The sequence below is a fragment of the Acinetobacter lwoffii genome (genome assembly GCF_024129115.1).
Taxonomy (GTDB): Bacteria; Pseudomonadota; Gammaproteobacteria; order Pseudomonadales; family Moraxellaceae; genus Acinetobacter; species Acinetobacter lwoffii_T.
This window is the reverse complement of the sequence record NZ_JAMXXO010000015.1, coordinates 60,988-80,407: the sequence shown is the minus strand read 5'-3', so window position 1 is coordinate 80,407 and position 19,420 is coordinate 60,988. Positions and strand designations below refer to the sequence as shown.

Here is a 19,420-nt window from a genome sequence, read left to right as displayed (position 1 = left end):
CTTGAAAACCATTTTAAAGCCTTCGACTTAACCTTCTTTTACATCAATAATGGCTTCATTTAATGTCAGCATACTTTTTAAAACACCACCAGAAAAAGAAATCAGCATGGCCAATACTGCGACAGGCAGCACTTTCTTTTCCACAAAATCTGTCAGCTCAAGCGAGGTTTTCTTATTGGTATTTTTGATGATTTTTTCAGGTTCTTTGACCGGAATCAAAAAACAGAAGGCAAATCCGATAAAAACCAAGACGATCAATAGCATACTGACCTGAAAATAAGACCAGTGTTCAATCAGGCTCAAGCCTATAAATGGACCTAAAACAATCCCCAGATTAACCGACATGACAAAATAGCCCATGCCTTCACCTTTACGCTGCTCCGGAATAAATTGGTTCACCACAGGCACGCAAACTGTAGTCAATATACTGAACCAGATGCCATGGAAGAAACGGATGATAAACAGAATCGTGAGCTGATCTGCCAGCAGATAAGTAAGTGAAAACAGGCTAAAAAACACTTCTGAAATAATCAGGGTTCTACGTACCCCGAATTTTTCGATAATTAAACCGCTAAAAGGTCGCACTGCAATGGCAGAGACCATAAACAAGGTCATGGCCAGACCTGCCTGAGTCAGGTTGCCGCCTAATTCTTTTAAGATGTATATTGGCAAAATTGTGGTTTGTGCAAAATAGAAAATAAATAAAAATAGGTTGTTGGCCAAACAAAGCACAAATGACTTGGTCCATAGTGGCGCTGCAATGGCGTTCATGATTTTCCTAAAATGATATGCTGTAAGACGCTGGGCTCAGCATGGGAAATTATTGTTATAAATAAGCGCGAGCTATCTAGGAGCGAAGGAGATATGAGCAAGACTTTAAGAAAAATAAGTGAAAAATACAATGATATTTCATGATAAATGCATGAAATTTAATTTAAACTAGGAAATGCAACGCTTGATCTTTAATAAAAAAATCAGCCCGGAGGCTGATTTTTTAAAGTTAAAATGGCTTAGAGGCCAGCTTCATATTCTGTATTGGAAAGCAGCTTTTCGACATCTGCCATATTGTCTGGCTTGATTTTATAGATCCAGCCTTTGCCATATGGGTCATCATTAATGAAATCTGGATCATCTTCAAGATCAGGATTGATTTCAACCACTACACCAGACACTGGTGCATGAATATCGGAAGCTGTTTTTACTGATTCAACCACGCCAGCTTGTTCGCCCGCAGTAATATGTGAATCAAGATCTGGTGCTTCTACATAGACTAAATCGCCTAACGCATCCTGTGCATGGTCGGAAATACCGGTCACAACAAGATCACCCTCAATGCGCACCCATTCATGTGTACTTGCGTACTTTAATTCTGCAGGATGATTCATTGATAACTCCTTAAAAATCTTAAGATCATTTTTGACATGTTTTATACATTCTTTTTAAGCAAAACAAAAGGCTTATACTTCCTTATAAATAAGGATCTTTGCGCCAGTTGCTCGGGCTGCGACCACTCCAGCGTTTAAATGCTCTGCTAAAATTGGCGACATCACTATAACCCAGTTCATCGGCAATCTGTTCCAGAGTGAAATCTGTCCGAGACAATAATGAGGTGGCATGCCGGTAACGCACTTCATCGACCAGGGTAGAAAAGGAGGTGCCTTCGGCGGCGAGTTGACGTTTTAAGGTGCGGTCAGACATGTGCAAGCGATCTGCCACACTTTCAATACTGAGATAGTGTTGCTCAGCATGGGTCAATATATCCCGGACACGCATGGCAATCCGATGCCGTTCACCCAAGGCAGAAAGTTCCGTTTCACACTGGTTAATCGCAATCTGGCTGGCAATCGGATCGGCATGCACCAGCTTGTTCATCAGGTAGCTTTTATCAAAACTCAGAATTAAATGCGGCTGTTCAAAGCGGAACTGATGAGTAGGGAACTTTGCCATAAAGCGTTCAAAACCTTCCGGCTTCTTAAAATCGAAGTCGATTTCTCCCGTTGCATCGTTAACGCCGGTAATCGCTTTGGCCATACTGATCAGACCAATCATTAAAGCAATTGAAATTTCGGTGCGCAGAGGTTCAAGCTGAATATCGGTTTGCAGCTGTACCGTGGCTTTGGCACCAAAGGTCGAGAAAAATAGTTGCAGGAAGGGTAAGCGAAGTTGAATAAATCGATTCGCCAAGACCAGCGCATCGGTAATATTATTCGCCGTCATAATCGCATAGCCAATAAAGCCATGAATCGAGATCCGCATCTGTGTGCCGAGATGATAACCCAAGGTCGGCTCTCCGGTCAGTTTCAGGGCATATTTGACCAGTTCGTTGGCGACAGGGGTTGGAATACGAAAATCAGGATCTGCCAACTGTTCACTGGTCAGGCTAAAAGGTTGGAAAAGCGATTCATTGTTATAACCCCAGCGGGAAATGACATCGAGAAGCAGGAGACCGTAAACACCTGGAATTCCTTGGTCTTGGCGTGGAGCAATTGTTTTCATGCGCGATCCGTTGCACTCATTCAAATTTTTTTATTTATAAATAGATATTGGCATGAAGCCGCCAAATTTTTCATTAAAATTGTTGGACAAAATTTTGGCGATTGTGACTCTGCCACTGGCAGATTAGCCTGAATTCAGCATTAAAATCAATTTAAACCGCATAATTTTATTGATGAAATTAAAATTATTTTATTGAATAAGTCGTATCCCAGCATCTGTTTGCTCAGGACAGGACGATTGGTCTAGTTTTATTAATCATTGAACAGGACTTCTTCAGAGAGCTTTCAGAACTAGAGAGAGATGTCATTTCATAAGATACCAGATAGATGGCAACTTGCTGTTCATCTGTAGAGAAAATTTTACAAAGAAAGGTCTGGGCAAAGTTTTCCTTTTTCCAGACCTGTTCAATATTAAGGACGAGCAAATCATCAGAAGTTTTGAAATCTTCTAGAGATCATATTATTCATGATCTTTTGATGCTTTGATTTGTTGCTCGATCAGCATGCCGCCAGTTTGACGCTGCCAAAGCTGGGCATAGATACCATTTAATGCCACCAGTTCATCATGCGTGCCTTGCTCGGCGATTCGACCTTGATCCAGCACAATCAGACGATCCATCTGGGCAATAGTAGACAGGCGATGCGCAATCGCAATCACGGTTTTACCTTGCATCAAGTCGTCTAGACTGTTTTGAATAGCGGCTTCGACTTCAGAATCCAGTGCACTGGTCGCTTCATCCAGAATTAGAATTGGAGCATCTTTCAGGAATACACGTGCAATTGCAATTCGCTGACGCTGTCCGCCGGAAAGTTTCACGCCACGTTCACCGACATAGGCTTCATAGCCTTTTTTGCCACGCAAATCCGTCAGATTAGGAATAAATTCTTCTGCTTTGGCTTTACGCACAGCTTCAAACATTTCTTCATCAGTCGCATCTGGACGACCATATTTAATGTTTTCCGCGACAGTGCGATGTAGCAGTGAAGTATCTTGAGTCACTAATGCAATATTCTTGCGCAAACTGTCCTGAGTCACATCGTCAATATCCTGACCATCAATCAAGATACGACCCTGGTTAATATGATAAAAATGCAGCAACAGTTGAATCAGGGTAGATTTCCCTGCACCTGAACGGCCGACAATACCAATTTTTTCACCTGGGCGAATGGTCAGATTAAACTGATCAATCACGTTTTTATCATTATAGGCAAAGCTGACATTTTCAAATTTAATTTCACCGTGATTGAGCTGTAGCTCTTTGGCACCCGGTTTATCTTCAATGGCAATTTTGCGGCCTAACGTTTTCATACCATCCTGAATGGTACCGACATTTTCAAACAGGGCTGAGGTCTGCCACATCATAAATTCGGCGATACTGTTCAGTTTCAGTACCATTGCCGTAGTTGCGGCAATAATGCCTAGCTCGGCTTGACCTTCCATCCACAGCCAGATCGCGGTACCCAGTACGCCGCCATATAACACTACACTCAGCAGTAAAATACTGATTTCGTATTGCGCACCCAGACGCATCTGTTTATATACCGTTACCATAAATTCCTGCATTGAGGTCTTGGCATACTGACTTTCACGGCCGGCATGAGCAAACAGCTTCACGGTCTGAATATTGGTATAGGCATCCGTAATACGCCCGGTCATGACGGCACGGGCATCCGCTTGAGCATTGGAAATTTTGCTCAAACGCGGAATGAAGTAACACGCTGCACAGATAAACAAGGCTAGCCAGACCATCAATGGAATGATCAGCAAAGGTGAAATTGCACCTAAGACAATATTGATGGTGATGAAATAAATCAGCACATAAGCCAGCATGTCACCCAGAATGACCCAGAATTCGCGTACTGCCAGAGCGGTTTGCATAACTTTGGCCGATAATCGTCCGGCAAAATCATTGTGGAAAAAATCCAGGCTTTGTTTCATGAGCAGATTATGAAAGCGCCAGCGTAAACGCATCGGGAAATTGCTATACAAAATCTGATGCTTAATTAGGGATTGGGCGCTAGCGAAAAAAATATTGGCCAGAAGAACAATACTCAGTAAGGTTAAATTGCTAGCATGCTGTTCCAGAAAAGTATCGGGCTGGCTTTTACTGAGCCAGTTCACCAGCTCACCAATTTTTGAATACAGAAAAGCTTCGAAGCTGGCAGCACCGGCAGTACACAGTACCAGAATCAGCAAATAACGGCGGACTCCATAGGCTGCCTGCCAGACAAATGGAAAAAACTTGGTCGGTAAAGGTTGGTTCAGATTTTTGGTGGGATAGGGGTCAACCAGTCTTTCAAGCCATCGAAACATTATCGTACTCTTATCATGCATTTTGCTTTTCGGGAATTATAAAGGATTCTGTTTTTTTAAGCCCGTAATTGGGTGAAATTGCCACAAAATGATTCACTCAATTAAAACTTGGATTATAAAAATTAAACTAAAGCCAGATTTATGCCAGTCAGGTTTTAAATAGATGAGGAAATAAAAAAGCCTGAAATGCAGCAGCACCTCAGGCTTGAGATTGGATGACTTGTGTTTAAGTAATAATAGAAGACGGTTGAGTAAATGCTTCCTTTAAATCAAGACCTGAAGGCGCTTGATACACTTTTAAACCAAATTCCGGAATAATCGCCAGCAGATGATCCATGATATCAGACTGGATATTTTCATACTCCACCCAGGCGGTGGTATTGGTAAAGGCATAAATCTCTAGCGGTAAACCCTCACTGGTTGGCTGCAATTGGCGCACCATCAGGGAATGATTTTTACTAATGCCCGAATGCTGTTGCAGATAAAACTCTACATAAGCACGAAAGGTTCCTAAATTGGTAAGACGGCGCTGGTTATATTGCGAATGATGGCTCAGTTGCAGGTTAAATTGTTCCAGTTCCTCTGATTTGGTATTCAGGTATTGATCCAGCAAAATAAAATTTTTCAGCTTATTCTGTTCTTCAGCCGACATAAAATGTACGCTGCTTTGATCAATATGAATCGAGCGCTTGATCCGGCGCGCACCGGCTTCCTGCATACCACGCCAGTTTTTAAAGGTATCCGTCACCAGTTTATTGGTCGGAATCGTGGTCACTGTTTTATCAAAGTTCTGTACCGTAATGGTATGTAATGACATATCAATGACATCGCCATCCGCGTTCAGCGAGGGCATTTCGATCCAGTCGCCAATACGCACCATGTCATAGGATGAAATCTGAACCGACGCCACCAGCGACAAAATGGTATTTTGAAAGACCAGCATCAACACCGCGGCCATGGCACCGAAGCCAGCCAGCAAGGTAAAGACATCCTTTTTCAGGAAAGTGCCGAGAATCATCAGGCCACAGACAATAAAGATAATCAGCTTGACCAGCTGCAAATAACCTTTAATCGGTTTGTTACGTGACTTGGGATTACGCTGATAGACCAGGTTAAAAATATTCAGTAATTCACCAAGAGCCAGGGCAATCGTCAGGAAAATAAAAGCCTGTGCCCCCATTTGCACAAAGGATTCAACCTTGTCAGATAAATGCGGTACTGTGGTAATCCCGTTCATGATCACCACTGCCGGAACAATATTGGCAATCCGGCGAATCACGCTATGCTCAGCAAAAATCTGATTATTGGCAAAAGGCATTCTGGAAATCAGTTGACGTATTCCGCGTACCACAATCTGTTTGGCAAATAGATTGGCAAGAATCGCCAGTAAAATCACAATACTCAGTGAAGATAGCATTTCCAGCCATGGGTACTGATTTGCCCATTCTTGAATATTCCGAATAAAATTAAACTGTTCCAAACGATCTTTCTCTTCAATCAAAAATTTAGATCAAGTTTATAGTTTTGGATCAGATTTTTTAATATTGGATAACTTTTTAAAACATATCTATTGGTGCAAATCATTCAATAAAAGTGCCTACAACTAAAAAACCGGCGAATTCGCCGGTTTCTGATCTTCAAGATTTCAGTAATGATAACGCGATTCTTACCACATCAAATCATCAGGAATAACATAAGCAGCATATGGATCTTCTTCATCGGTGGTTTCTTCATTTTTCTCTGAATTATTCACAATGATAAAGCCCTGCATTTTCGCATTGATACGATCTGCCAGAGCTTTAGGTAAGAAAGCATAGCTGTCATTTTCACGTGCAATCACCAGACTACCTGCGACCAGCGCATTATAGATTTGCTGGTTTAAATAGACTTTTTTGACTTTACTGTCATCAATAAACTGATACACCGCATCGCCGTCAGTATCACGGATTTTATGTTGGTTAATCATTTGCATGATTGCGGCTTTCAGCTCTTTTTCCTGCAAAGCTGCTTTTTTCTCTTGCTCAATCGCCTGATCTTTGGCCATTTTTTGCTGTTTGTCTTGTTCAATCTTGGCCTTGATTTCAGCCTCGGTACTGTCACCGGTGCGTTTTTCATGCACAGCCTGTTTAGACAGTTTTTTGGCTTTTTTATTGTCGACCAATCCTGCCTTTAACAATTGTGCCTGCAATGCATTTTTAACCATGAGAATGTCCAGATATTAGTCGTGTTGATGTCGATAACGTAAATAAATCACCCAATACGTGAGACTGAGAACCAGACTCAGCACTGCCGGGATCAGGAATGCATTTAATTTTAAATAAGGATATAGCCAGCTGGCAAGAATGCCACCGCTTAAAAAACCGAGCAAAATAAGCAGATGCAAAACCACGCGTCGTGATTCTACTTCTAAACCGCGCAAACGGTAGCCCATCGCCAAGCCGAGGTCTGTCAGTACGCCAGATAAATGCGTAGTGCGAATGATGGCACCTTTATAATGGCTGACCATGGCATTTTGCACACCCATGGCAACACAGGCCCATAACAAGGCATAGCGCGGGAAATAGGGCAATAATAACCAGCAGATCAAAATAAAAATAGCCACCAGGCTTAAAGGGTAACCATAAAGCTGCCCTAGGCGAAAGTGACTATTTCCAAGAATGAGCCCGCTATAGGATGAACCAATGACATAGCAGAGTGTGACCAAAAAGAGATACAACATCTGTTCTGGTTGCCAGTTTAGCAGGGCCATGGCCAGCATGCTGACATTACCGGTCATATGTGAAACAGACTGGTGCAGTACCGTCACCAGCCCCAGGACGTTAATCATGCCGGCATTGACCGCAAGAAAAAACGCCCCTAATTGTACCCAGGTAGGTAAACGCTGTAATGGCATAACAACATCATTGGCTAAATATATTGATTAATCAATATAAAATCAATTTGATGCGCGGTCTACTGCTGCAGTAAATAAAACATCAGTCGATGAGTTTAGCGCGGTTTCAGTAGAGTCCTGCAATACGCTGATGACCATACCAATCGCAACGACTTGCATGGCGATATCCGAAGAGATCCCGAACAGGCCGCATGCAACTGGAATCAGTAACAATGAACCGCCTGCAACACCAGAAGCACCACATGCCGAGACGGTTGCCACCACAGAAAGAATCAGCATGGTACTAAAGTCCACGCTAATGCCCAAGGTATTGACTGCTGCCAAGGCGAGAACCGTAATAGTCACTGATGCACCACCCATATTGATGGTCGCTCCCAGAGGGATGGCAATGCTTGAAGTCGATTCTTTAACACCCAGACGTTTCGCCAAGTCCAGATTGACCGGAATGTTGGCTGCTGAACTACGGGTAAAGAAGGCGGTAATGCCACTTTCACGTAAGCAGGTGAACACCAGTGGATAAGGATTTTTGCGAGTAACGGCAGCAACAAGCAACGGATTGATGACCAGTGCAACAAACACCATTGTGCCTAACAATACAGTCAACAAATGTACATAGCTCGTCAGCGTGTCCAGACCAGATTCAGCAAAAGTGACTGCCACCAGACCAAAAATACCCACAGGCGCGAAATTGATCACCAGACGGATCACATAATTAACCGCAAAGGCCGCATCATTTAAAAGCGTTTTGGTACTATCAGATGCATGACGGAAGGCAATACCCAAGGCCACTGCCCAGGCCAGAATGCCAATAAAGTTTGCTTCAGCAATCGCAACGACCGGATTGGTAACAAAACTGAGCAGTAAATTCTTCAGGATTTCTACCAGACTGCCAGGTGGCTGTAAGTCAGCTTGTGCAGCGATATCCAGAAACAGCGTACTTGGAAATAAGATACTCGCAACCACGGCGCTCAGTGCAGCAAGGAACATACCCACTGCATACATGATCATAATCGGTTTGATGGGGGTGTTGGATTGACCCACCTTAAAATTCGCGATAGAAGCTAAAACTAAAATGAAAACCAGAATCGGTGCAACAGACTTCAAGGCTTTAATAAACAGGTCGCCCAATAGGCTTAATGAGGGAGTAGCTTCGGGAAATACCACAGCCACACCCACACCTAAAATAATGGCGATGATGATTCGAGAGACTAAGCTCATGCGCATAAGGGCAGAAAACATAAGGTTGCCTTGTGAAAATTACGAGGGCTAAATTTGGGAAAAAGTTGCGCTATTTTATACTTAATTTAAACAAGGCTTAAAATATATTTTTATATAAAAACCAAGATATTGATATTATTGATTTATTATAAAATATATTGGTTTAAAATAGTGCTTATATTGAAGAAAAACTTCTTAAAATGATGAATAAATCACCGATTTTAAAATTGTATTCATGAAATAAATATCAAAGTTAAATAGATAAATTCAAATTATATTTGAAAATTTAAAAAGTTAGAACTTATGACCGGTTGGAATTTCCGGCCATAAGTTCCAGTATCTGCTGTCTTAAATCATATAATCTTTATGCTGCTCAAAGATCTCTGGCGCCAGATCCTGAATCGCCTGAAAATGGGTCAGATAAATGCGCCCGCTCAGATGCGTCATCAATTTAGAAGCTTGCAGCTTGTCCATGACCGGACCTTTGACTTCGGCAAAATGCAGGCGAATATCCAGTTTGGCCAGTTCCGTATTTAAATCTTCCAGCATTTCCAAGGCACTCAGATCAATCGCACTGATGCTGGAACAGTTGATGATCACATGTTGTAGCTGGTCATTCAGGCTGATCTCATTGATCAGATAACCTTTGAAGCTATTGGCATTCAGAAACGTCAGATTCTCATCAATCCGCAGTGACAGCACCCGGTTTGAGGTACTGACCTGATGCCGCTGAATATTGCGAAAATGCTGGGTTCCTTCCACTAGACCGACAACCGCAATATGCGGTCGGCTGATTCGCCATAACATCAGCACAAATGTCGATACGATCCCAATGATCAAACCGGTCGAAATATCAATAAGAACCACGCCCAGAAAGGTAATCCACATGGCAAGGCCATCTGCCTTGGAATAGCGCCAGGCATCAAAAAATGGCTGAAAATTAACCAGCTTCCAGATGGAAACAATAATCGTCGCGGCCAGAATGGTCAGCGGCAGATCTTCAAAAAATCCGGTAAAGAACAGACTCACGAAAATAATCAGAATCGAGGATAAAACACCAGCCATAGGTGATTTAGCACCGGCATCGGCGTTCACCACAGTTCTTGACAGACTGCCCGTCACAGGAAAAGCTGAACTCACGCCCGCACTGATATTGGCCAGACCGAGTGCGATCAGTTCCTGATTACTGTTTAAATGACTGCGTTGCTGTAATGCCGTGGCTTGAGCAATCGATAGTGACTCCACAAAACTGATCATGGCGATCATGCTGGCACCCGGTAACAAGGTCATCACCAGTTCCCAGTTCCAGTGTGGAAAGGACAAGGGCGGAAAACCGGAAGGAATTGCACCGACCGTTTTAATGCCCTGAAGCTTTAAATCCAGAAAGACAATCGCCGCAATCCCCAGACACACCAGAATCAGCGGCACTGCACGTACCAGAAAATCTGTAGAGCCGATCCGGCTTTGTACCGCCTGAGATTTTAATAACTTGGGCAGATAGATCAGCAGACCGATAGAGAACAGGCCGAAAATCAGGCTCGGCACGTGCAGCAGCGGGAAATATTGCAGCAAACTGCTGACAAACTCCGGAAGGTTATTGGCTTTTAAAGGAAGATCAACCAAAAACTTTAACTGCCCAAACGCAATCAATAAGGCAGAGGCAATAATAAAGCTTTGAATCACGGGATGACTGATCAACTGGATCAGAAAACCAAAACGGAATAATCCCAAAAGCAGGGAAATAATCCCGACCATCAGTGCCAATAAGGTCGCAGCTTCGATATAGACCGGTGAGCCGACTTCAAAAAGTGGATTGAGCGTAGCAAAAGTCATCATGGAAATGATGGCCACGGGGCCAATCGATAAAGTCGAACTCCCACCGAGCAGGGCATAAATGATCATCGGCAGGATGCTCGCATATAAACCCATGATCGGCGGCAATCCTGCCAGCATGGCATAGGCCATCCCTTGAGGCACCAGCATTGCCACCACAATCAGGGCAGCCAACACATCGGATTTAAATTTGACCGGCGTGTAGGGGCTTAACCATGCCCAGGCAGGCAGTTTATGCAGAAGTTTAGACTTGGAATTTGGCATAAAAAGGTCTAAATCACAAATATAGATATATTATGCACAAATTCTGCTAAGAAGTCTTAGCTGATCTAGCTTCTTGATGATTCATGTTTAAAATGAATCATCTGGGTCAGTCACGTATCATTCGAAAACTTATGATCGTGATCTTAATGATTTAAAACGACATCAATAAGAGTTTAAAGAAATTCATCTTGATGACTGAAAAAAGAAAGATTCTTTATTTAGCTGGATTGCCGCAATACAATCGATAAAGGGTATTTAAGACCACAATCAAATTTTGATCTTTAATTGAATAATAAATCTGTTTGCCATCGCGTCGGGTATCTACCACATCGCTTTTACGCAGCATCATGAGCTGTTGGGAAAGAGTCGGCTGTTTAATCTCAGTTATTTCCTCAATTTCTGAAACATTCAGTTCCGCTTGAGACAGATGACATAAAATGAGAAGACGGTCGGTATTGGCCAGAGATTTTAAAATGCCGACGACCTGTTCTGCTGAATCGCGCATAGTCGTGATTTCAAAATCGGTTTTCATTCAATATGTCCATTATAAAGTTACAGCCCGCTAATTATACGGGTCTTAGCCCGTAATACCTTGCTAAAAACAGTTAAGTTTTATGGTTTTTAATGAATTGAATTATCAATTAAAATTATATTTTAAATATTGATAGATAAGATAAATTTATTGCATAGTGCAGAAAGTATTTTAGTTCACATTCGTGCAATGAAGTGCAAGTTTCATCAAACATCTACAAAGCAAAAAAATGCTTGTATGATGTTTAAGCGACTTAAACCAATAACATCAGGGATATCATCATGAGTACAGATTCAGCTTTTCCAACACCGAATAATTTAGGTATAGCGGTTTATAGTAATAATGCAGACGCGATTGGAAATACACCGCTTGTTCGTATTAATCGTGTGATTTCCGCTCCGGTCACGGTACTTGCGAAAATTGAAAGCCGTAATCCGGCATTTTCAGTCAAGTGTCGTATTGGTGCAGCGTTGATTAATGATGCTGAAAAATCTGGCAAACTCAAATCCGGTATGCATATTGTCGAGCCAACCAGCGGCAATACCGGTATTGCATTGGCTTTTGTTGCGGCAGCCAAAGGTTATGACATTACTTTGACCATGCCTTCAAGCATGAGTATTGAACGCCGTAAGGTGGTGAAAGCATTGGGTGCCAATCTGGTACTGACTGATCCGGCCAAAGGCATGAAAGGCGCGATTGAAGAAGCACAACGTCTAGTCAATGAAAATCCTGAACTGTACTATCTACCACAACAGTTTGAAAATCCTGCTAACCCTAAAATTCATGAAGAAACCACGGGTCCAGAAATCTGGGAAGCGACTGCGGGAAATGTCGATATTCTGGTCGCAGGTGTTGGAACAGGTGGAACCATTACCGGTATTTCACGCTACTTTGAAAAGGTAAAAAATAAGCCTTTATATTCAGTGGCGGTGGAACCTGCTGAGTCTGCAATTATTGGTCAGGCCAAACGCGGTGAAGACATTACACCTGGACCACACAAAATTCAGGGGATTGGTGCCAACTTCATTCCGGGCAATCTGGACCTAGACCTCGTTGATGAAGTAATCGCCATTAATAGCGCAGATGCAGTCGAATGGGCACGTAAAACAGCAGCTCAGGAAGGTATCCTGGTCGGCATTTCAAGTGGCGCGGCTATGGCAGCAGCGGCACAATTGGCGGCTCGCCCTGAAAATGCCGGTAAAAATATTGTGGTGATTTTGCCAGACGGTGGTGAACGTTACCTGTCTTCGATCTTGTTTGAAGATATTTCTGCCGAATAACATTGATGCATTTTATATTTTAAATACTGCCATACAAGCCTGAAGTCATCTTCGGGCTTTTTATTGGGTGATTTTAAATCGCAGCAGGACGCTGCATTTTTAAATCGCAGCAGGACGCTGCATTATTTTTAAAATAGTCAGATGAAGGACTTGACCTTACCATGATGGGAATGTTTAAGCTATAACATCAACAATGAGTTGAGGTGTGGAGATGGGCATGGCAGAACAAGACAGCAACCGGTTATATGAACAGCAGGTGCAGATTGGCGGTATGACCTGCGCCTCCTGTGTAGCTCGGGTAGAAAAAGCCTTGAAAAAAATTGAAGGCGTGGTCGAGGCATCTGTCAATCTATCGACTGAAAAAGCTTTTATTAAAAGCCAGCAGCCAATTGCTGCCGCTGCGCTGGTTCAAGCAATTGAAAAATCCGGTTTTGATGTACCGACGCAACAGTTTGATTTAAATATTGAAGGCATGACCTGTGCATCCTGTGTGGCTCGCGTAGAAAAAGCCCTAAAAAAAGTGGAAGGCGTACTGGATGCACAAGTGAATCTGGCCACTGAAAGGGCGCATGTGAGTGCGATCAATTCTGTGCCATTGTTTAAACTAACTCAGGCAGTGCAAAAAGCCGGTTTTGATATTCAGAGCAACCGGATTGAACTGACGATTGAAGGTATGACTTGCGCTTCATGTGTGGCACGGGTTGAAAAAGCTTTATTGAAAGTAGAAGGTCTCAGCGAAGCACAGGTCAATCTGGCCACCGAAACTGCCTGGGTGAAAGCCTCACATTCCCAGATTCCGGCCTTGATTGCTGCCGTGGAGAAAGCCGGTTATCAGGCCACAGTAAAATCCGCTACGGATATGTCGGCAGATAGCCATGGTGCTTTTCAGGAAAAGAAAGCCAATGAAACGGCACAACTGAAACGAGATTTATGGCTTGCCGTCATTCTGACAGCACCTGTATTTATTCTGGAAATGGGCTCACACCTGATTCCGGCTTTTCATCATTTTATTGCACATACGCTGGGAACCCAGAACAGCTGGTATCTGCAGTTTGTGCTGACCACTTTGGTACTGATTATTCCGGGACGGCGTTTTTATCAGCATGGGATTCCTGCATTATTACGTCTGGCACCGGATATGAACTCGCTGGTGGCCGTTGGAACCATTGCCGCCTATGGCTTTTCCTGTATTGCGACCTTTTTTCCGCAGTTGTTACCGCAGTCCACCGTGCATGTGTATTTTGAAGCGGCCGCCGTCATTGTCGCGCTGATTTTACTGGGGCGCTATCTGGAAGCCAAAGCCAAAGGGAAAACCTCAGAAGCGATTCAGTATCTGATCGGCTTGCAACCGAAAACAGCCCGAGTACAACAAAATGATCACTGGGTTGATCTGGCAATTTCCGATGTGCAACAAGGAATGTTGATTGAAATCCGTCCGGGTGAAAAAGTCGCTGTCGATGGTGAAGTCGTTGCCGGACAAAGTTATATTGATGAAGCGATGATTAGCGGTGAGCCTTTACCCGTGGCCAAACAGGCCGGTGATCAGGTGGTCGGCGGTACGGTAAACCAGAACGGAACCTTGCAAATCAAGGCGACTAAGGTCGGCCAAGATTCGGTACTGGCGCAGATTATTCAGATGGTAGAACAGGCACAAGGCTCAAAACTGCCAATTCAGGCGGTGGTCGATAAAGTGACTTTATGGTTTGTGCCGGCTGTTATGGCACTGGCGGCCCTGACCTTTATGGTCTGGTTCCTGTTTGGGCCTGAGCCGAATCTGACCTACGCCTTGGTAAATGCAGTCGCCGTACTGATTATTGCCTGTCCATGTGCGATGGGACTGGCGACTCCTACCTCAATTATGGTCGGAACTGGCCGTGCAGCAGAACTGGGCGTGCTATTCCGTAAGGGCGAAGCATTGCAGTTATTGCAGCAAACCAAAGTCGTCGCGCTGGATAAAACTGGAACCTTGACTGAAGGAAAACCGCTTCTGACCGACTTTGAAGTTACAGCAGATTTTAATCAGCAAGAGGTATTACAGCTAGTCGCTTCAGTGGAGGCTAAATCTGAACATCCGATTGCCCACGCTATTGTTCAGGCTGCCCGTGAGCAAGAACTGCAACTGAGTGAAGTGACGGATTTTGATTCGATTACCGGTGCTGGGGTCAAAGCACAGGTGTCCGGTCAGCAGCTGCATATTGGTGCGGAGCGTCTGATGCAGGACTTGGGCTTAAATGTCGATCTGTTTAGAGCCACTGCACAAAAGCTCGGTGATCAGGGCAGCAGTCCTTTATATGTAGCGATTAATCAAAAGCTGGCTGCGATTATTGCTGTCGCTGACCCGATTAAACCGACTACTTATAGCGCGATTCAGGCCTTGCATGAACAAGGCCTCAAAGTAGCGATGATTACGGGTGATAATCAGCATACTGCGCAGGCGATTGCCAAACAGCTGAAAATCGATCAGGTGATTGCGGAAGTCTTGCCGCATGAAAAAGTCGATGCCGTACGACAACTCCAGCAGCAATACGGCGTGCTCACTTTTGTCGGGGATGGAATCAATGATGCGCCGGCACTGGCACAGGCCGATGTCGGTATGGCGATTGGTACCGGCACTGATGTCGCGATTGAAGCAGCCGATGTGGTGTTGATGTCAGGCAATTTACAGCATGTGGCGACAGGCATCGGCTTGAGTCAGGCGACCATGCGCAATATCAAACAGAACCTGTTTTGGGCCTTTGTCTATAATATTGCCTTAATTCCGATTGCCGCAGGTGTACTGTATCCGTTTTGGGGCATTCTGTTATCACCAATGTTTGCCGCAGGCGCGATGGCACTATCCTCTGTGTTTGTGGTTAGTAATGCCTTGAGATTAAAAGCTTATCAACCGGTGCAGTTTAAGGAGTTAGTATGATGAATATTGGTCAGGCCGCAAAACGGTCCGGCATCTCTGCAAAAATGATCCGATATTATGAAGAAATCGGCTTGTTGCCGGCTCCGAAACGCAGTGATACAGGTTATCGGATTTATAGTGATGCGGACATTAAAACATTAAGTTTTATTCAGCATGCACGTGAACTTGGATTTTCTTCAGAGCAGATGAAAGAGTTACTCGGCCTGTGGCTGAACAGCTCACGCCAGAGTAGTGAGGTCAAACAGCTGGCACAAAAACATATCCAGTTTTTACAACAGAAAATTGCCGATATGCAGCATATGCTATTAATTTTACAGCAATCGGTTGAGCAGTGTGCCGGCAATGAACAGTCTGATTGCCAGATTTTAAAACAGATTGAACAGGGTGTCGGAACTGAACAGCACTGACATGCGCTGTATTCACATCAATTTTTAAACCGATCCTATGGAGCTAAACATGAAATTCCGTATTGAAAATATGACTTGTGGTGGCTGCGCGCGCAGTGTCACGGCTACGATTAAAGATCTGGATGAAAATGCCACTGTGAATATTGATGTGGCGACTAAGCTAGTTGAAGTTGAATCGACAGTCAATGAGTCTGAGATTGTGGCAGCTTTAACCGAAGATGGTTTCCCGCCTGTGGCAGCCTGATCATTGTCGAGTTAGATTGCGAAAGTGATCTTATGCACTCATACAGCCAAATAAAAAATGCCTGATTGAATCAGGCATTTTTTATTCTAGTGATCATACCGATGAGATTTTATCTGGCGTCATCAGCGCCTGATTAATATACAGCTTAATCAAACGTTCGCGTGATCCAATCGCTTTTTGGTAATTGGTCGAATTTAATAACAGCGAAGCGCCATAGGTGACTGTCCAGATATAAGACAAATAATCGCGAATCGACATGGCACTTTCTAAAGCCACCAGATAATCATGGGTGATGTCTTTAATCCGGATAATCCGTTCTTCACGAATACGATAAAGCTCCTGAAATAACTCTTTCAGATTTTTTTCGTTATTGGTTAAACGCTCTTCAATGACATGCAACAGGATGGTTCGGTTTGAATTGAGCATGTGATAAAGCATATATTGTGAAACATAATTTTTAATATCGTTATTATGCTTTTTTGATATTTCTAGAATTCTTTTTTCATTCAGAATAATCAGTTCTAAATATAACTGGTTCTTGCTTTTAAAATGTTTGTAGATGGTTCCTTTTGCGATGTCCAGTTCACTGGCCAGCTCACTCAGGGTAATGTCCTGATTATTATCCAGTAGCAGGCTTTCCGCCATGCTCAGGATCTTCTCTTTACGAAGAAGGAAGTTCTGCTGTCTTACAGTCGTCATCTTCTTGGTCCATACTTTTCGAAAAAGAACCTTTCAAGAATATGCAATTTTGCACGCGATGGCTATAAAACTAAGGTCGTGATATTTATCTCATTTTGTATATTTATGCAGCAACTGCTGACAAATAAAAATAGCGATGCTAAGCAGACAGAAATATTGTCAAGAAAACTGAACCCTAGAGATCAACTTTGCTAAATAAAATTCCATTTTCAGTATAATTATTTTATTGTTTCAGCGCACGAAGCTAAATCCTTCGACTGTTTTAAGCCCATATTCATCAGGGTTTAGCACAGGAAAACGATCAATATTAAGCTGGCATATTCAGTCACTCATACTGAACATGAAGACGTGATTTACAAGGCAAATTTATGAATCTAGATTTAGATTTAATACTGCAAGAATTGGATATCACGATTTTAAAATGGCCTGTCTGGATCCTAATGAAAATTAGAAAATATTTAGCAACAGGATTGAGTATCACCCTTTAAGGAATTTAAAAATGCCGATTTATAATGCGCCGCTAAAAGACATGGAATTTATTTTAAATGATGTATTCCAAGCGGAACAATTTTGGCAAGGTAATGAAAATCTTGCACATTTAGATATGGCGACGGCAAATGCAATTCTGGAAGAGATGGCCAAATTTTCTAAAAATGTCATTCTTGACCTGAATCGTCCTGCTGATGAAGAAGGTGGTGCTCAGTTTAACAATGGTGTGGTGACAACACCCAAAGGTTTTAAAGAAGCTTTCAGACAGTTTGCTGAAGGTGGCTGGGTAGGCTTGGGTGCGCCTGAAGAATGGGGCGGACAAAACATGCCGAAGATGCTCACGGTTCTGGCGGATGAAATGATCTGGAGCACCAACCCATCTTTTATGCTTTATCCACTACTCACTGTGGGTGCAGGTATGGCGATCAATGACCGCGCCTCACAGGAACAGAAAGAAACTTATTTACCAAAATTCTATACGGGTGAATGGTCAGGCACCATGTGTCTGACTGAACCACATTCCGGCACAGATCTTGGCATTATCAAGACCAAAGCTGAACCAAATGAAGATGGTTCGTACAATATTACCGGCACCAAAATTTTTATTACCAGCGGTGAGCATGATCTGAGTGAAAACATCATTCATCTGGTACTGGCGAAAACACCGTATGCACCAGCAGGTTCACGTGGTATTTCATTATTTATTGTGCCGAAATTCCTGGTCAATGCAGATGGATCACTGGGTGAGCGTAATGCAGTATCTGCCGGTTCAATCGAACATAAAATGGGAATTAAAGGCTCGGCGACCTGCGTCATGAACTTTGACGGCGCCAAGGGCTATATGGTTGGCAATGAAAATGAAGGTCTGGCCGGCATGTTCGTGATGATGAACTACGAACGTTTGTCTATGGGAATTCAGGGCATTGGTGCAGCAGAATTTGCCTACCAGAATGCGGCACAATATGCGACGGACCGTTTACAGGGCCGTGCATCAACTGGTGCAAAATCTCCAGAAAAACCAGCCGATTCAATTCTAGTCCATGGCGATGTACGCCGTATGCTGCTCAATGTACGTGCTAACAATGAAGCTTCACGTGCGTTTGCGGTGTATGTAGGTCAACAACTGGATATTACCAAATACTCAACCGACCCTGAAGCGGTGCGTAAAGCGACTGACCGTGTGGCGCTGTTAACGCCAATCGCCAAAGCTTATTTGACCGACAAGGCACTGGATTCTGCACTGGAAGCGCAAATGTGCTTCGGTGGTCATGGCTATATCCGTGAATGGGGCATGGAACAGTGTATTCGTGACCTGCGTATTTCACAGATTTATGAAGGCACCAATGGCGTGCAGGCGATTGACCTGATTGGGCGTAAAACCACCAAATGTAATGGGACTTATATCGCGGAATATATTGCTGAAATCCGTGAATTTGCCCAAAATTTAGATGATTCATTGACGATTAAAACGGCGACATTAGAAGCCTTCCAGCAACTTGAAGATATCACCAAATTCATCGTCGAGCAGTCTAAACTGAACCCTGATTTTGCCAACGCGATTGCTGTCGATTATTTACATGCGGTTGGGCTACTAAGTTTCGTGTATATGTATGCGCGGATTAGCAAAGCCGCTGCAGCCAAAGACGACAGCTACTTCCAGAACAAACTGGTACTGGCCAACTATTATGTGGCCAAAATACTTCCGGATTTGAGTGCACGAATCCAACGTATTCAAGCCGGTGCGGAACTGGTGATGCAGTTGCCTGAAGACTATTTTACCGCACAGGCTTAACCCGCAATGATTGCGAAGGACCAGCCCTACAGCGCTTTGGCTATGTAGG

At 43.5% G+C, this 19,420-nt stretch carries 15 protein-coding genes and 1 pseudogene; 5 read left to right on the top strand and 11 right to left on the bottom strand.

Going from position 1 to position 19,420, the window contains the following annotated elements; translation table 11 throughout:
- Positions 1–66: 66 nt before the first annotated feature.
- The 10 genes and pseudogenes from NI470_RS11535 to NI470_RS11490 form a co-directional block, all read right to left on the bottom strand.
- Positions 67–771 (bottom strand): annotated as a pseudogene (locus NI470_RS11535) (MFS transporter); the annotation flags it as partial.
- Positions 772–1,010: 239 nt separating this feature from the next.
- The gene (gene gcvH / locus NI470_RS11530) at positions 1,011–1,385 is read right to left on the bottom strand and encodes a glycine cleavage system protein GcvH (protein ID WP_004280423.1); all 375 of its coding nucleotides are present in this window, start codon (positions 1,383–1,385) and stop codon (positions 1,011–1,013) included.
- An 82-nt stretch (positions 1,386–1,467) separates the two neighbouring features.
- Positions 1,468–2,496, bottom strand: coding sequence for an AraC family transcriptional regulator (locus NI470_RS11525; RefSeq protein ID WP_253148400.1), 1,029 nt, complete (start codon positions 2,494–2,496; stop codon positions 1,468–1,470).
- Positions 2,497–2,955: 459 nt separating this feature from the next.
- Positions 2,956–4,809 carry an ABC transporter ATP-binding protein gene (locus tag NI470_RS11520; protein WP_224216627.1) on the bottom strand — a complete coding sequence of 618 codons (1,854 nt, stop codon included), beginning with the start codon at positions 4,807–4,809 and terminating at the stop codon, positions 2,956–2,958.
- A 226-nt stretch (positions 4,810–5,035) separates the two neighbouring features.
- Positions 5,036–6,310 carry a mechanosensitive ion channel family protein gene (locus NI470_RS11515; RefSeq protein ID WP_005266301.1) on the bottom strand — a complete coding sequence of 425 codons (1,275 nt, stop codon included), beginning with the start codon at positions 6,308–6,310 and terminating at the stop codon, positions 5,036–5,038.
- A 165-nt stretch (positions 6,311–6,475) separates the two neighbouring features.
- Positions 6,476–7,012 (bottom strand): DUF2058 domain-containing protein, encoded by a 537-nt coding sequence (locus NI470_RS11510; protein WP_253148401.1) that lies wholly within the window; start codon positions 7,010–7,012, stop codon positions 6,476–6,478.
- 15 nt (positions 7,013–7,027) lie between these two features.
- Positions 7,028–7,702, bottom strand: a complete 675-nt coding sequence (locus tag NI470_RS11505) for a YoaK family protein (RefSeq protein WP_004647063.1) — start codon at positions 7,700–7,702, stop codon at positions 7,028–7,030.
- 42 nt (positions 7,703–7,744) lie between these two features.
- Positions 7,745–8,941, bottom strand: a complete 1,197-nt coding sequence (sstT, locus tag NI470_RS11500) for a serine/threonine transporter SstT (protein WP_247143760.1) — start codon at positions 8,939–8,941, stop codon at positions 7,745–7,747.
- Between the two features lie 327 nt (positions 8,942–9,268).
- Positions 9,269–11,017, bottom strand: a complete 1,749-nt coding sequence (locus NI470_RS11495; RefSeq protein WP_253148402.1) for a SulP family inorganic anion transporter — start codon at positions 11,015–11,017, stop codon at positions 9,269–9,271.
- 214 nt (positions 11,018–11,231) lie between these two features.
- Complete coding sequence (locus NI470_RS11490) at positions 11,232–11,549, bottom strand: ArsR/SmtB family transcription factor (RefSeq protein WP_004647061.1); 318 nt, start codon at positions 11,547–11,549, stop codon at positions 11,232–11,234.
- 281 nt (positions 11,550–11,830) lie between these two features.
- On the opposite strand from NI470_RS11490, the gene cysK reads away from it, so the two are divergent.
- The 4 genes from cysK to NI470_RS11470 all read left to right on the top strand — a co-directional run bounded on the left by cysK (position 11,831) and on the right by NI470_RS11470 (position 16,391).
- The gene (cysK, locus tag NI470_RS11485) at positions 11,831–12,829 is read left to right on the top strand and encodes a cysteine synthase A (RefSeq protein WP_253148403.1); all 999 of its coding nucleotides are present in this window, start codon (positions 11,831–11,833) and stop codon (positions 12,827–12,829) included.
- Between the two features lie 211 nt (positions 12,830–13,040).
- Positions 13,041–15,740, top strand: coding sequence for a heavy metal translocating P-type ATPase (locus NI470_RS11480; protein ID WP_253148404.1), 2,700 nt, complete (start codon positions 13,041–13,043; stop codon positions 15,738–15,740).
- On the top strand, positions 15,740–16,147 hold the full coding sequence (gene cueR, locus NI470_RS11475) for a Cu(I)-responsive transcriptional regulator (protein WP_026055776.1): 408 nt from the start codon (positions 15,740–15,742) through the stop codon (positions 16,145–16,147). Before NI470_RS11480 ends, cueR begins: the two co-directional genes overlap by 1 nt.
- 49 nt (positions 16,148–16,196) lie before the next feature.
- Positions 16,197–16,391, top strand: a complete 195-nt coding sequence (locus tag NI470_RS11470; RefSeq protein ID WP_004647056.1) for a heavy-metal-associated domain-containing protein — start codon at positions 16,197–16,199, stop codon at positions 16,389–16,391.
- A gap of 93 nt (positions 16,392–16,484) precedes the next feature.
- Here NI470_RS11470 and NI470_RS11465 read toward each other — a convergent pair whose 3' ends face one another.
- Positions 16,485–17,090 carry a TetR/AcrR family transcriptional regulator gene (locus NI470_RS11465; RefSeq protein WP_004280405.1) on the bottom strand — a complete coding sequence of 202 codons (606 nt, stop codon included), beginning with the start codon at positions 17,088–17,090 and terminating at the stop codon, positions 16,485–16,487.
- Between the two features lie 499 nt (positions 17,091–17,589).
- Between NI470_RS11465 and NI470_RS11460 the strand changes: the two genes are divergently transcribed.
- The gene (locus NI470_RS11460) at positions 17,590–19,371 is read left to right on the top strand and encodes an acyl-CoA dehydrogenase C-terminal domain-containing protein (RefSeq protein WP_253148405.1); all 1,782 of its coding nucleotides are present in this window, start codon (positions 17,590–17,592) and stop codon (positions 19,369–19,371) included.
- Positions 19,372–19,420: the final 49 nt, after the last annotated feature.

Coding starts and splice junctions, on each gene's coding strand:
- gcvH (WP_004280423.1), bottom strand. CDS start 1,385: ATGAATCATCCTGCAGAATTAAAGTACGCAAGTACACATGAATGGGTG.
- NI470_RS11525 (WP_253148400.1), bottom strand. CDS start 2,496: ATGAAAACAATTGCTCCACGCCAAGACCAAGGAATTCCAGGTGTTTAC.
- NI470_RS11520 (WP_224216627.1), bottom strand. CDS start 4,809: ATGTTTCGATGGCTTGAAAGACTGGTTGACCCCTATCCCACCAAAAAT.
- NI470_RS11510 (WP_253148401.1), bottom strand. CDS start 7,012: ATGGTTAAAAATGCATTGCAGGCACAATTGTTAAAGGCAGGATTGGTC.
- NI470_RS11505 (WP_004647063.1), bottom strand. CDS start 7,702: ATGCCATTACAGCGTTTACCTACCTGGGTACAATTAGGGGCGTTTTTT.
- sstT (WP_247143760.1), bottom strand. CDS start 8,941: ATGTTTTCTGCCCTTATGCGCATGAGCTTAGTCTCTCGAATCATCATC.
- NI470_RS11495 (WP_253148402.1), bottom strand. CDS start 11,017: ATGCCAAATTCCAAGTCTAAACTTCTGCATAAACTGCCTGCCTGGGCA.
- NI470_RS11490 (WP_004647061.1), bottom strand. CDS start 11,549: ATGAAAACCGATTTTGAAATCACGACTATGCGCGATTCAGCAGAACAG.
- cysK (WP_253148403.1), top strand. CDS start 11,831: ATGAGTACAGATTCAGCTTTTCCAACACCGAATAATTTAGGTATAGCG.
- NI470_RS11480 (WP_253148404.1), top strand. CDS start 13,041: ATGGGCATGGCAGAACAAGACAGCAACCGGTTATATGAACAGCAGGTG.
- cueR (WP_026055776.1), top strand. CDS start 15,740: ATGAATATTGGTCAGGCCGCAAAACGGTCCGGCATCTCTGCAAAAATG.
- NI470_RS11470 (WP_004647056.1), top strand. CDS start 16,197: ATGAAATTCCGTATTGAAAATATGACTTGTGGTGGCTGCGCGCGCAGT.
- NI470_RS11465 (WP_004280405.1), bottom strand. CDS start 17,090: ATGACGACTGTAAGACAGCAGAACTTCCTTCTTCGTAAAGAGAAGATC.
- NI470_RS11460 (WP_253148405.1), top strand. CDS start 17,590: ATGCCGATTTATAATGCGCCGCTAAAAGACATGGAATTTATTTTAAAT.